This window comes from Agrobacterium genomosp. 13 str. CFBP 6927 (assembly GCA_900012615.1).
Lineage (GTDB): Bacteria > Pseudomonadota > Alphaproteobacteria > Rhizobiales > Rhizobiaceae > Agrobacterium.
The window spans coordinates 974233-986157 of sequence record LT009756.1; the positions used below are offsets into that span (position 1 = coordinate 974233).

The 11925-nt window shown below is 61.0% G+C and carries 11 protein-coding genes; 7 read left to right on the top strand and 4 right to left on the bottom strand.

Features of this window, described 5'->3' with window-relative positions:
• Window positions 1–205 precede the first annotated feature (205 nt).
• The 6 genes from lepB (at window position 206) to recO (ending at window position 5127) form a co-directional block, all read left to right on the top strand.
• Window positions 206–952 carry a signal peptidase I gene (gene lepB / locus AGR13A_RS04895; RefSeq protein WP_003496938.1) on the top strand — a complete coding sequence of 249 codons (747 nt, stop codon included), beginning with the start codon at window positions 206–208 and terminating at the stop codon, window positions 950–952.
• Window positions 949–1668: a ribonuclease III gene (gene rnc, locus AGR13A_RS04900; protein ID WP_035218055.1), complete on the top strand. Its 720-nt coding sequence runs from the start codon at window positions 949–951 to the stop codon at window positions 1666–1668. Before lepB ends, rnc begins: the two co-directional genes overlap by 4 nt.
• Before the next feature lie 75 nt (window positions 1669–1743).
• The gene (gene era / locus AGR13A_RS04905) at window positions 1744–2694 is read left to right on the top strand and encodes a GTPase Era (RefSeq protein ID WP_035218044.1); all 951 of its coding nucleotides are present in this window, start codon (window positions 1744–1746) and stop codon (window positions 2692–2694) included.
• A 344-nt stretch (window positions 2695–3038) separates the two neighbouring features.
• Window positions 3039–3791: a Crp/Fnr family transcriptional regulator gene (locus AGR13A_RS04910; protein ID WP_035218042.1), complete on the top strand. Its 753-nt coding sequence runs from the start codon at window positions 3039–3041 to the stop codon at window positions 3789–3791.
• Between the two features lie 137 nt (window positions 3792–3928).
• Window positions 3929–4306 (top strand): response regulator, encoded by a 378-nt coding sequence (locus AGR13A_RS04915; RefSeq protein WP_080833990.1) that lies wholly within the window; start codon window positions 3929–3931, stop codon window positions 4304–4306.
• 56 nt (window positions 4307–4362) lie between these two features.
• Entirely contained in the window at window positions 4363–5127 is a 765-nt protein-coding gene (recO, locus tag AGR13A_RS04920; protein ID WP_080833992.1) for a DNA repair protein RecO, read from the top strand.
• Between the two features lie 2 nt (window positions 5128–5129).
• Here the strand turns inward: recO and AGR13A_RS04925 are convergent, their stop codons facing one another.
• Window positions 5130–6344 carry an MFS transporter gene (locus AGR13A_RS04925; protein WP_035218038.1) on the bottom strand — a complete coding sequence of 405 codons (1215 nt, stop codon included), beginning with the start codon at window positions 6342–6344 and terminating at the stop codon, window positions 5130–5132.
• 180 nt (window positions 6345–6524) lie between these two features.
• Between AGR13A_RS04925 and AGR13A_RS04930 the strand changes: the two genes are divergently transcribed.
• Entirely contained in the window at window positions 6525–7259 is a 735-nt protein-coding gene (locus AGR13A_RS04930) for a class I SAM-dependent methyltransferase (RefSeq protein WP_080833994.1), read from the top strand.
• A gap of 246 nt (window positions 7260–7505) precedes the next feature.
• On the opposite strand, the gene AGR13A_RS04935 is transcribed toward AGR13A_RS04930, so the two are convergent.
• Genes AGR13A_RS04935 through AGR13A_RS04945 form a run of 3 tightly spaced genes read right to left on the bottom strand, consistent with a single transcriptional unit; the run spans window position 7506 to window position 11775 of the window.
• On the bottom strand, window positions 7506–8348 hold the full coding sequence (locus tag AGR13A_RS04935) for an MOSC domain-containing protein (protein ID WP_080833997.1): 843 nt from the start codon (window positions 8346–8348) through the stop codon (window positions 7506–7508).
• A gap of 11 nt (window positions 8349–8359) precedes the next feature.
• On the bottom strand, window positions 8360–9004 hold the full coding sequence (locus AGR13A_RS04940) for an HD domain-containing protein (RefSeq protein WP_080833998.1): 645 nt from the start codon (window positions 9002–9004) through the stop codon (window positions 8360–8362).
• Window positions 9001–11775 carry a DUF2339 domain-containing protein gene (locus AGR13A_RS04945; RefSeq protein WP_167377411.1) on the bottom strand — a complete coding sequence of 925 codons (2775 nt, stop codon included), beginning with the start codon at window positions 11773–11775 and terminating at the stop codon, window positions 9001–9003. The genes AGR13A_RS04940 and AGR13A_RS04945 overlap by 4 nt, the downstream gene beginning before the upstream one ends.
• Between the last annotated feature and the right edge of the window lie 150 nt (window positions 11776–11925).

Sequence of the window (11925 nt, forward strand, 5' to 3'; positions counted from 1 at the left end):
CGACGCTGCCGCATTGCCGCTCTATTTGCGGGCGTGTGACAGAAGCGCTTCCCTTCGGGCTGGAAAGGTTCTAGAGAAGTCGCAGAAATATGAAAGCGTTGCCGGCTGCGTAAAAACCGCTTGCCCGCCGCATATGCGATAAAACAACGGCCCGGAGGCCTTCGTGAAACCGAAGAAGCCGGGAAACAATCAGGCAGGTCTTTAAGTGTCCGAAAAAGCTGAAAAGAAGCAGAACGCCCTCTGGGAGAACGTCAAGGTCATCATTCAGGCGCTGCTGCTGGCCATGGTCATCCGCACCGTGCTGTTTCAGCCCTTCACCATCCCCTCCGGCTCGATGATGCCGACGCTTCTGGTTGGCGATTATCTTTTCGTCAACAAGTTCTCTTACGGCTATTCGAAATATTCGCTGCCCTTTTCGCCGAACCTGTTTTCGGGCCGCATTCTCGAATTCAGCAAGCCCAAGCGCGGCGATGTCGTGGTGTTCCGCCTGCCGCCCAATCCTGAAGTGGATTACATCAAGCGTCTGGTGGGCCTGCCGGGCGACCGCATCCAGGTGACGAACGGCGTGCTGTTCATCAACGGCCAGCCGGTGCCGAAGCAGCCCGATGGCACCTTCACCTCGGACTACCGTGCCGATCCGGGCGCCAATGTGCCCGTCTTCCGTGAAACGCTCGACAATGGCGTCACCTACGACACGCTGGACCAGTCGCCCGATTCTCGTGGCGACAACACGCGCGAATTCGTGGTGCCAGAAGGCCATTATTTCATGATGGGCGACAACAGAGACAATTCGCTCGATAGCCGTTTCGACGTCGGTTTCGTACCGGAAGAAAACCTGATCGGCCGCGCCAGCGTCATCTTCTTCTCGCTGGGCAATGACACGCCGTTCAGCCGCATTTGGGAATGGCCGGCCAACATGCGTTGGGACCGCCTCTTCAAGGTTGTGGAATGAGCAAGACCAAGCCGCTTTCGGCGGACGAGATTTCCCGTCTGGAAGCGTTGATCGGATATGAGTTCAAGGAAAAGGCCCGGCTCGACCGGGCCTTGACCCATGCCAGCGCCCGCTCGGCGGCGGCCGGCAATTATGAGCGGCTGGAATTTCTGGGCGACCGTGTCCTCGGTCTCTGCGTCGCCGAATTGCTGTTCTCCACCTTCCGCAACGCCACCGAAGGCGAGCTTTCGGTCCGTCTGAACCAGCTCGTCAGCGCCGAATCCTGCGCCGCGATCGGCGACGAGATGGGCCTGCATAATTTCATCCGCACCGGCTCGGATGTGAAGAAGCTGACCGGCAAGGCGATGCTGAACGTGCGCGCCGATGTCGTCGAAAGCCTGATCGCCACCATCTATCTGGATGGCGGGCTGGAAGCATCGCGCAAATTCATTCTGAAATACTGGCAGGGCCGCGCAACCAGCGTGGATGCCGGGCGACGCGACGCCAAGACCGAGTTGCAGGAATGGGCGCATGCCAGATTTGCGACCACACCCTCTTACCGGGTTGACGATCGTTCCGGACCGGATCACGATCCCCGCTTTACGGTGACTGTCGAAATTCCCGGCGTGAAGCCGGAAACCGGTGTCGAGCGCTCCAAGCGCGCGGCCGAACAGGTGGCGGCAACAAGATTGCTGGAACGCGAAGGCGTCTGGCAGAAGACCTCCACCCGGAACTGAGCACCCGGCGAACCGGGTGCCAAAATCGAGCGCATGGCGGACCCGCGGGCCGCATGTTGAATACCTCTGACCTTGATGGATAACATGACCGATCACGAAAACCCCGCCATTGAAGGCGAAGACAATAACCTTCCGACCCGTTCCGGCTTCGTGGCCCTTATCGGCCCGACCAATGCCGGCAAGTCGACGCTGGTCAACAGGCTGGTGGGCGCCAAGGTCTCGATTGTCAGCCACAAGGTGCAGACGACGCGCGCCGTGATGCGCGGTATCGCCATTCACAAGAATGCGCAGATCGTTTTCATGGACACGCCCGGCATCTTCAAGCCGCGCCGCCGGCTTGATCGCGCCATGGTCACCTCCGCCTGGGGCGGCGCGAAGGATGCCGATCTCATCCTGCTTTTGATCGACAGCGAGCGTGGTCTTAAAGGCGACGCAGAGGCCATTCTCGAAGGCCTGAAGGATGTTCCGCAGAAGAAGATCCTCTGCCTCAACAAGATCGACCAGGTGAAGCGCGAAGACCTGCTGAAGCTGGCCGCCGCCGCCAATGAGACAGTCGCCTTCGACCGCACCTTCATGATTTCGGCCACCAACGGTTCGGGTTGCGAAGACCTGATGGATTATCTTGTGGAGGCTCTGCCGGAAGGTCCGTGGTATTATCCGGAAGATCAGATCTCCGATCTGCCGATGCGCCAGCTCGCCGCCGAAATCACCCGCGAAAAACTGTTCCTGCGCCTGCATCAGGAGCTTCCCTACGCCTCGCATGTCGAGACGGAAAAATGGGAAGAACGCAAGGACGGCTCGGTACGCATCGAGCAGGTGATCTATGTCGAGCGCGACAGCCAGAAGAAGATCGCGCTGGGCAAGAACGGCGACGCAATCAAGGCGATCTCCACCGCCTCGCGCAAGGAGCTGTCGGAAATCCTCGAACAGCCGGTGCATCTCTTCCTGTTCGTCAAGGTGCGCGAGAACTGGGGCGACGATCCCGAGCGCTTCCGTGAAATGGGACTGGAATTCCCGCGCGGCTAGCGCACTGGCGCACCGGCAGGGTGAGAGCATGCGCCCGCCTCCGTCATTCCGGCCTTGAGCCGGAATCCAGCCAGCCCAAGTCCTTGGGCTGAAGGAACTCTCTCGCCGCGCAGACGCGCGTCGACTGGATTCCGGCTCAAGGCCGGAATGACGAGCGGGAAATGTCGCGAACCAACGCGAACATCGAGATTGCCTCCAAAGCCTTCGTTTTTGTGTGTTGGAGCGTAGGGCGCGCCGCGATCCTTGAATGACTTGAATATCTTCATCCTCCACCGGGAACCGAATGCGTTCGGGCGGGTTGTTCCAAAACAATTGGGCGCAACCTTTTTCGATGACGGGCATTCATGTCGCCAAAAAAACCGAATGGTATCTCCACCACGCCTTGCCAGCACTGTCCCCTGCGCGATCTGCCGCATTTCAGGGATTTTTCATCGCCCGAGCTGGATTTCGTTTCGCGTTTCAAGACGGGAGAGCTGGCGGTCGAAAGCGGCTCCGTGATCCTGATGGAGGGATCGCACAGCGCCCATCTTTACACGGTGCTGCATGGATGGGCTTTCCGTTACAAGACGCTGGAAGACGGCAGGCGGCAGATTCTCAATTACGTCATGCCCGGCGATCTCGTCGGCCTGCAGGGCACGGTGATGGGGGAGATGCAGCATTCGGTGGAAGCACTGTCTCCTGTCACCCTATGCGTCTTTGAACGGTCCCGTCTCAACAACCTCTTCACCGATCATCCGAGCCTTGCCTATGACCTCACCTGGATCGCGGCGAGCGAAGAACGCATGCTCGACAGCCATCTTCTGAGCATCGGCCGGCGCACCGCGCTGGAGCGCGCGGCCTATCTTATCGCGTTCCTCTACAGCAAGGCGAAAGCGGTCCATCTTGTGCAGGGCGAAACGCCCATCCCGGTCACCCAGCAGCATGTTGCCGATACGCTCGGCCTTTCCATCGTCCATACCAATAAGACCCTGAGAAAGCTCGTCGATCGCGGCCTGATCCGCTGGACGGACAAGGGTTGCCTGGTGCTGGACAATGCCGGATTGAGCCATGTGGCCGGCTGGGAAAGCGACGAAAAGCGGCAGAGACCCTTCATCTGATCTTCTTCGGACATGTCTTTTTTAAATGACGTTAGGGCCGTAATTTGCGACTCCTGTCCTGATATCTCGCAGGAGATTAATTAGGAGCCCCCTGTCGCAGAACTGGTTGGCTCCTTCATCTGGGAAGAAGAAAACATATGTTGCCACAACGGGTTATCATCGTTGAGGATGAATATCTGGTGGCGCTTGATGTCGAGGCTGTTCTCCAGTCCATGGGGGTCGAAATCATCGTCATCGCCACGACACTCGCACAGGCCCGCGACGCCATCGAACAGGACGGCGCCGATTGCGTGCTTCTCGATGTCAGCCTTTCCGATGGCAAGAGTTACGATTTCGCGCGCCAGCTGCGCCAGGCGGGCATTCCCTTCGGTTTTGTCAGCGGTTACGGCGATACGACGGGGTTTCCCGAGGACCTTGCGAAGGCGCCGCTGCTTGGCAAGCCTTTCGGGGAAAATGAAATCATGGATTTCGTTCTCGGCCTCGTCAGCGTGGTCAATGACGCCGTAAAAGAATAACGTTTCCCCGCCGGATCGGTTATGATCGGGCCTGAATCGAAATTCGGACATGTTTCATGCAGTGGCAGGACGAGGCGATCATTCTTGGTGTCAAGCGTCACGGTGAGACAAGCGTCGTCGCCGAGGTGATGACCCGTTCGCGCGGCCGTCATCTGGGGCTGGTGCGCTCCGGGCGCTCGCGCAGCATGCAGCCGGTGCTACAGGCAGGAAACCGGGTGGATGTCATCTGGCGCGCGCGGCTTGACGATCATCTCGGCGAATACCGCATCGAACCGCTGCAATTGCGGGCGGCACAGCTGATGGAAACGGCAACCGCCGTTTATGGCGTGCAGGCCATGGGCGCCTTGCTGCGCCTCTTGCCGGAGCGTGACCCGCATCCGCATCTCTATCAGGCGCTCGACGTCATTCTAGACAATCTCCATGATCCGGCTGATGCGGGCGAATTGTTCGTGCGCTTCGAACTGGCGGTGTTGAACGATCTCGGCTTCGGGCTTGATCTCACCGAATGCGCGGCGACGGGGCTGCGTACCGATCTCATCTATGTATCGCCAAAAACGGGCAGGGCGGTCTGCCGCACCGCGGGCGCGCCCTATGCGGAGCGGATGCTGTCGCTACCGGCTTTCCTAAGCGAGGGCCAGTCGAAGGCGGCAGATCGCGATAGCCTTGCAGCTGCCTTTCGTCTCACCGCCCATTTCCTCAACCGGCATGTCTATGATCCGCGCGGCCTCCATGAAAACGCCGCCCGCGACGGTTTTGTGCAGGCGGCGCTGAAGGCGCTGGATCGCAAGACGGTACAGCCCACGCTCGATAAGGCCGTATAGTTTCAGGCTATCGCAGGCCGCGGTGCCGGCCGCTCCTGAATGGGCCAATGCACGATGGCCGCGAAAATCCCCATGCCGACGCCGAGCCACCAGACGAGATCATAAGAGCCGAGCCGGTCGTAAAGAAAACCGCCCAGCCAGACGCCGAGGAACGAGCCGATCTGGTGCGACAGGAACACGACGCCGCCCAGCATGCCGAGATGGCGGGTGCCGAACATGATCGCCACCAGCGCATTTGTCGGCGGCACGGTCGAAAGCCAGAGAATGCCCATCACGGCCGCGAAGATGATGACCGAAAGCGGCGACTGCGGCAGAAGCAGGAATGCTGTGACGGCGATAGAGCGGGCAATATAGATATAGGCCAGCATATAGGGCTTCGAATAACGCTGGGCGATGACGCCTGCCGCCAGCGAGCCGATGATGTTGAAAAAACCGATCAGCGCCATGGCGATCACCGCATAGCGCGGCTCGATGCCGATATCGCCGAGATAGGCCGGGAAATGCGCGGTGATGAAGGCCACCTGGAAACCGCAGACAAAGAAGCCGGTGGTCAAAAGCAGGTAGCTCTTATGACTGAGAGCTTCCCTCAGGGCCTCTCCTGCGGTCTGCTGGAACTGCGCCTGCGACTGGCTGCCGGAAGAGGAATTGCCGCGCATAGGATAGGCGAGTAGCGGCACCAGCATCATCATCACGGCAAGCCAGACGAGACTGTCCGACCAGCCATAGGTGGATATCAGGCCCTGGCTGATCGGCGCGAACAGGAACATGCCGGCCGAGCCCGCCGCCGTGCCGATGCCGAAGGCGAGCGAGCGCTGCTGCGGCGTGACGTGGCGCGCGAAGGCGGACAGGATGACGCTGAAGGAGCCGGCGGCGATGCCAAGCCCGACGAGAACGCCGCCGCCGAAATGTAGCCAGAAGGGCGAGGTGCCGAAGGACATGCAGATGAGGCCGGCCGCATAAAGAAAGCCGGAAAGCACGAGCACACGGCCCGTGCCGAACTTGTCGGCGATGGCGCCGAAGAAGGGCTGGCCGAGACCCCAGAAGAGGTTCTGCAACGCCATTGCCAGGCCGAAGGTGGAGCGGTCCCAGCCAGTATCGGCAAGCATTGGCAACTGAAAAAAGCCCATGGCCGACCGTGGCCCGAAGGTCATGACCGCAATCAGCGACCCGGCGACGATAATCAGCCAGGGCATCGACTGGCGTGTAGCTTGCGACATGAAAACTCTCCCGCTGCAGCGCCTTGTGGCTTGGCGCAAGGCTTGCTGCAGATTCCGCTTTGATGAGAGGAATATTATCTTTTGTCAGCTCGCCCCACTAGCGACTTTTCTTGACGGCACTATTCGTGCGATTGATGGAACGCCCGAAGGTTAAATGCCATCGGGTAAGGTGAGAAAGCAATGAAGCAGAATATTTACGACGACCCGCAGTTTTTCGAGCGTTACAGCGCCATGCCGCGCTCCCTGGAAGGGCTGAGGCAGGCGGGCGAATGGCATGAGCTGCGCGCCATGCTGCCCGCGCTGAAGGACAGGACCGTTCTCGATCTCGGTTGCGGTTTCGGCTGGCATTGCCGTTATGCGGCGGAAGAGGGCGCGGCGCATGTCGTCGGTGTCGATCTTTCGGAGAATATGCTGCGCCGTGCCGCCGAGATAAACGGCGGCCCCGGTATCGAATATCGCCGCGCCGCGATCGAGGATATCGACTTTGCGCCTGATAGTTTCGATCTGGTGCTGAGTTCGCTCGCTTTGCATTACGTTCGCGATCTCGATGTGGCCTTCGCGAAGGTTTTCACCGTCCTGAAACCCGGCGGCGACTTCGTCTTTTCCATCGAGCATCCCGTGTTCACGGCGCTGGACAAGCAGGACTGGTTCTATGGCGAGGAAGGCGAAATCCTGCACTGGCCGCTCGATAACTATCAGCATGAAGGCGTGCGCCATTCCAACTGGATGGCGGATGATGTCGTCAAATATCACCGCACGGTGTCAGGCATTCTCAACGCCCTGCTGGCCGCTGGTTTTGCAATCACGCGGGTGGCGGAACCGAGGCCAGATCCAGCCTTGCTGGCGGAGCGGCCGGAACTGGAACACGAAGACCGCCGCCCGATTTTCCTGATTGTTGGGGCGCGTAAAGCGTGACAAGAGGTCGATGGGGCAGGCTCCAATCTTGCCGTCGCGTCCCTCGTACTCCGCACTCTCCTCATCTCTGTGCTTGTCACAGAGATCCAGCCAGCCCAAGTCCTTGGGCTGAAAAGACTCTTTTCCCCGCGCAGACGCGCGTCGGCTGGATTCCTGTGACAAGCACAGGAATGAAGGGAGCGACGGTTTGACGGCAGGTTAAAAACGCTGCCTGATGCACAGAGGGGCCGTTTGAACCGGACCGACTTACCGCCGCTTGATCGCCCAGCCGTCTGGCCGTTCCTCGACCACACTTGCCACATCGCCGACAGACAGTCTGCCTTCGCCGCGCGGTGTGACATTCCAGCCGAAAAGCGGGCCGGGCACGCGCCGGTCGCCGGACATGCGGATACGGCCCATGGCCTTCATGGGGGAGGGCACATTGCGGGAGCCGGTTATCTGGTCCTGCGTGGTCATGATGCAGCGGGCGCAGGGCTTGACGAGGTCGAAACGGATGCCGCCGATCTCGATGGCCGCCCAGCGGTCCTCGGCCCACGGTTCGTCCGTTTCGAGCACGATATTGGGCCGGAACCGCTCCATGCCGACGGCGTCCTCGCCATTGTCGCGCATATTGTCGTTAAGGGCTGCAAGCGAGGCGGTGGTGGTGACGAGGATCTGATAACCGTCGGCGAAAGTGACGGGCGTTTCATTACCGGTCCATTCGAGGCTTGCAATGCGTCTGGAGGCGTCGTCGAAAAACACCAGCTTCACCTCGCGCCCCAGCCATGCCGAAAGCGTGTCGTTGGTTTCGCCATCAGCAATATTGGCGCTGACGATCGATTTCCACACCGCTACGTCCATGCGCTCTCCGGAAGGCTGCGTGAAAATCTCGCTGCCCGCTTCTCTCGAAAGCGCCATGCCGCCATTCTCATGGCGTGCCAGAATAGTGGCGATATCAGGCAATTCGCGCTGGGTGATGAAGTGGCCGGAAGGATCGGTCAGCATGGCGCGGCGGTCACCGGGCAGGCCTTCCGCCGAGACATCGCTTTGCGAGAGGACGATGCCGCGCCCGCTCTTCAGCGGGTAGATGTTGAGTTCGGTCACACGCATGTCGCGTCTCCTCAGATTTCGTCGAGAAACAGGTCCAGCACCTGTTGCAGGCGTTCATGGCGGGCCTTGGCCATCTGCCGGCCCGTCTCGGTGCGAAAGCCGTCGGCCAGCTTGAACAGCTTGGTTTCGAAATGGTCGATGGCAAAGGCGCGGTCGTCAAGCGGCCGCTCCTTCGCCAGCGGGTCGACCGGGTCGTAGAGAGCCGAGCCCATGCGTCCGGCAATATAAAAGCAGCGCGCCGCCCCCACCATACCGATGGCGTCCAGCCGGTCGGCGTCCTGAAGGATTTTTGCCTCCAGCGTCTGCGGTTCGATATTGGCGGAAAAACTATGGGTGGTGATGGCATGTGCTGCGGCGTCAATGTGGGCCCGCCGCCAGCCAAGCCCGGCCAGAATGCCGGCAGCTTTTTCCGCCGCCAGCCGCGATGCCTGCGCGCGGAGCGGTGAGTTCTTCTCCACCGCCACGCAATCATGCAAAAGCACGCTGGCAGCCAGCACCGTGCCATCGCCACCTTCGCCCGCATGGATGCGCATGGCGTTGCGGAAGACCCGGTGAATGTGGGCAAGATCATGCGAGCCGTCGCCCGCATCGGCGGCGTGCGGGATCAGTTCCTGCGCAAGCGCATCAAAGGGCGCGAAAGCCTCGGCCGCGATCATGCCTGCGGCTTCCGGGTGAGGATTTTCTGGTAGAACAGGCCGATGCCGATCAGCACCGCGCCAAGCCCGATGAAGGACAGCGCCCGCAGCACGCCTTCAAGATTGCTCATATCGATCAGGAAGGCCTTGGCGACGGAGATCAGTACGAAGGCGGCGGATGCTAGACGCAGGCTGCGGGCATTGAAGCGCGAGCCGAGTACGAGCAGCAGCACGCCGATCAGCAGCCAGACCACCGAATAGCTGTAGGTTTCACCCTGCAAAAAGCCCTTCCAGTCGGCAATGTTCTCGCCCTGCCAGAAGCGCCGGACCGAAAGTGTGGCCCAGGCAAAACCGAGTGCCGCACCCGCCACCGCCAGCAGGCTGACATAGGGCGGGGGACGTTTGCCGCGCGCATACCAGGCAAGACCGCCATAGGCGAGCGCCGGCAGCAGATAACCGATCAGCAGCAGATTGAGGAACGGGATGCGGCCGGTATTTTCGCCGGTGAAATAGGGGTTCAGAGTAAAGAAATGCATCGTCAGCACGTTGATGACCGCGATCACGCCGGCAATCATCGAGCCGTAACGGAAGACGGGGCTGGGGCTCTTGAGATCCAGCGTCATCAGCACGCCTGAAAAACCGATGGTCAGCAGCGTATAGATCGACTGTTCGCCGAGCGTCGGCACGCTGTCATTGAGAGTGCCGCCATTCATCGCGTGGCGGATGAGGATGGCGACCGCCAGCAAACCCATGACGCTGGCGATGGCCTGCAGAAAGTTCTTTGCCCGGAAGTTCGGCCAGTCGCGCAGCATCCAGGCCGAGACGATGGCGAGCAGCGCCGGAATGCCATAACCCGGCAGCAGCGCGTTGAAGACCGGCGTGAGCCCAAGATTTTGCGGCCCGACAATGGTGGGTTCCCAGGCGATGCGGCCAAGAACGGCAACACTTGCCACCGCCATCACCCAGGGCAGAATATCCCAGTTGCGATGGCGGGTCGCCAGCACATAACCGAAGCCGATGACGGAGAGCAGCACGGTTGTGGCGAGCCCTTCCGTCAGCGTGTGCAGGCACAGTGCGAAGGCTGCAAACGAGCCGAGCACGAGGATGTTGAGCGGTTTGCGATAGGCATCATTGTTCTGCCGATGCAGCCATTCCGCGCCGGCGATCAGCACGAGGCCGAGGGCAAGACCATAGGCCGCATGCAGCCAGTCACGGCCGAGATTGCCATATTCGACGAAGCTTGCCGTGCCGAGCCAGACCGGGAAAAGTGCTGCAATCCCCGCCCAGAGCTGGGCGAAATCCGGATCATCCGCGCCCTTGCGTTTCAGGAACGAGAAACCGCAGAGGAGAAGGATGGCGCCAAGGCCGAGCGCCATGGCGATGGCCGCGGTGTAGCCCGTTCCGACGGGAGGAAGCGTGACGGCGGTATCGTTTATCAGACCGATGAAATCGATACCCTGCCGCGACATCAGGGAGACCGCAGCCTGCGCGCCGAGTGCGGCGATAATGGCCGGCCACACCGCATTGTGTCGCGCAGCGCCAAGAGCGGCAAGCGTTGCGATGAGTGCGGAAACGACGAGGGCCGGATGGGTGTCGATGCTGCCATCGGTGAAGAGGAAGCCGATTGCCGGCAGGATCACGGCCATCGAGACAGTGAGGCTGATGGCAAGCGACGGGCGCAACAAAAGCCGCATGGCGCGAATGGCGCGCCGCTCAGTCGTGGTGCTGGCTTCGCTTTCCTCGGCGGGCGGCGTGTCGAAATGCCTGCCGGGCCAGAGGAAGAGGGTGCCGGCCAGCATGACAAGCAGTGAAAGCGTCGGCGGTTCGGCGCTGATCGTCTCGGAAAAAGCGATATAGCCGAGCACCCAGAGGCCGAGGCCCGCATTGGCAAGCGAGGGAACCACTGTCCAGCCCTGCCTGCGCGCAGCCGCCGCGGTTGCGAGCCACGAGATCGTCAGGAAAACAAACAGCGCCCAGATATTCGGTGTTTCGCTGGAAATCAGCGCCGGCGTCAGCATCGACCCCAACAGGCCGAGACCCGCGAGCGCCTGTCCGTGCAGAAGCGAAAGGCCGATGGTGGCGAAGGCGACGAGCCCAAGCAGAATGAAGGCGGTGCCGGAGCCGATATAGTCATAAATGCCATAGGCGGCATAAACCACGCCGAACAGCGTCAAGGCACCGGCGGCCGTTAGCACGCCCGGTATCATGGCGTTGGCGTAAGTGGTGGCGATGCCCGGCACAGCCTTGCGGCGGATCGCCTCGCCGGCAAGGCCGAGAACGAGACCGAAAATGGCGGCGAGCGAAAGCCGCACGGCCGGGCTCAGGAGCCCCGCTTCGATGGAATATTTGACGAGGAAAATGCCGCCAAGCGCCAGCGCCAGGCCGCCGGCCCAGACGGCCCAGCGCGCGCCGAGCAGGCTTTCGAAGCTTTCCTTGGTTGCCGGTGTGGATGCAGCCTCACGCGCAAGCACGCGCTCTTCTTCCTTGCTGGCAAGGTCTTCCGCCTCCGCCATGGCGGCGGCCACTTCTGCTTCGGACGGGTGTTCGGCCTGGAAGGCTGCGTCTTCCTCAGATGCCGCGCTTTCCTCTTCCGCCCCGAAATCCGCTCTCTCCGCCGAATCGGCCGTCTCCGCCTGCGCTGCCACAGGGGAAGCCACCCCGGCCGCCATCAGCCGCTTGAGGCTGACAACCTCGCACTCGAGAGACTTGATTCGGCTTGAATTGCGGATGCTTGCGACCAGCGTGTAGATGAAGGCCGCGATGACGGCGAGGATAAGCAGCGGGATTTCCAAACAGAACTCTCCAATTACGAAGCTGTTTTTAAAGCCCTTTTGGCGAATTTATGCAAGGCCCGGTTGATGAATGGCTGGGTCGCCTGTTTCTTCTCCCCGTCGGGGAGAAGGTGGCCCGAAGGGCCGGATGAGGGGGCAAGCTCTCGGTTT

Bases quoted from the DNA above. Each gene is read 5' to 3' on its own strand.
- AGR13A_RS04935 (WP_080833997.1), bottom strand. From the start codon at position 8,348: ATGCGTGTGACCGAACTCAACATCTACCCGCTGAAGAGCGGGCGCGGC.
- rnc (WP_035218055.1), top strand. From the start codon at position 949: ATGAGCAAGACCAAGCCGCTTTCGGCGGACGAGATTTCCCGTCTGGAA.
- AGR13A_RS04930 (WP_080833994.1), top strand. From the start codon at position 6,525: ATGAAGCAGAATATTTACGACGACCCGCAGTTTTTCGAGCGTTACAGC.
- AGR13A_RS04910 (WP_035218042.1), top strand. From the start codon at position 3,039: ATGTCGCCAAAAAAACCGAATGGTATCTCCACCACGCCTTGCCAGCAC.
- recO (WP_080833992.1), top strand. From the start codon at position 4,363: ATGCAGTGGCAGGACGAGGCGATCATTCTTGGTGTCAAGCGTCACGGT.
- era (WP_035218044.1), top strand. From the start codon at position 1,744: ATGGATAACATGACCGATCACGAAAACCCCGCCATTGAAGGCGAAGAC.
- AGR13A_RS04915 (WP_080833990.1), top strand. From the start codon at position 3,929: ATGTTGCCACAACGGGTTATCATCGTTGAGGATGAATATCTGGTGGCG.
- AGR13A_RS04940 (WP_080833998.1), bottom strand. From the start codon at position 9,004: ATGATCGCGGCCGAGGCTTTCGCGCCCTTTGATGCGCTTGCGCAGGAA.
- AGR13A_RS04925 (WP_035218038.1), bottom strand. From the start codon at position 6,344: ATGTCGCAAGCTACACGCCAGTCGATGCCCTGGCTGATTATCGTCGCC.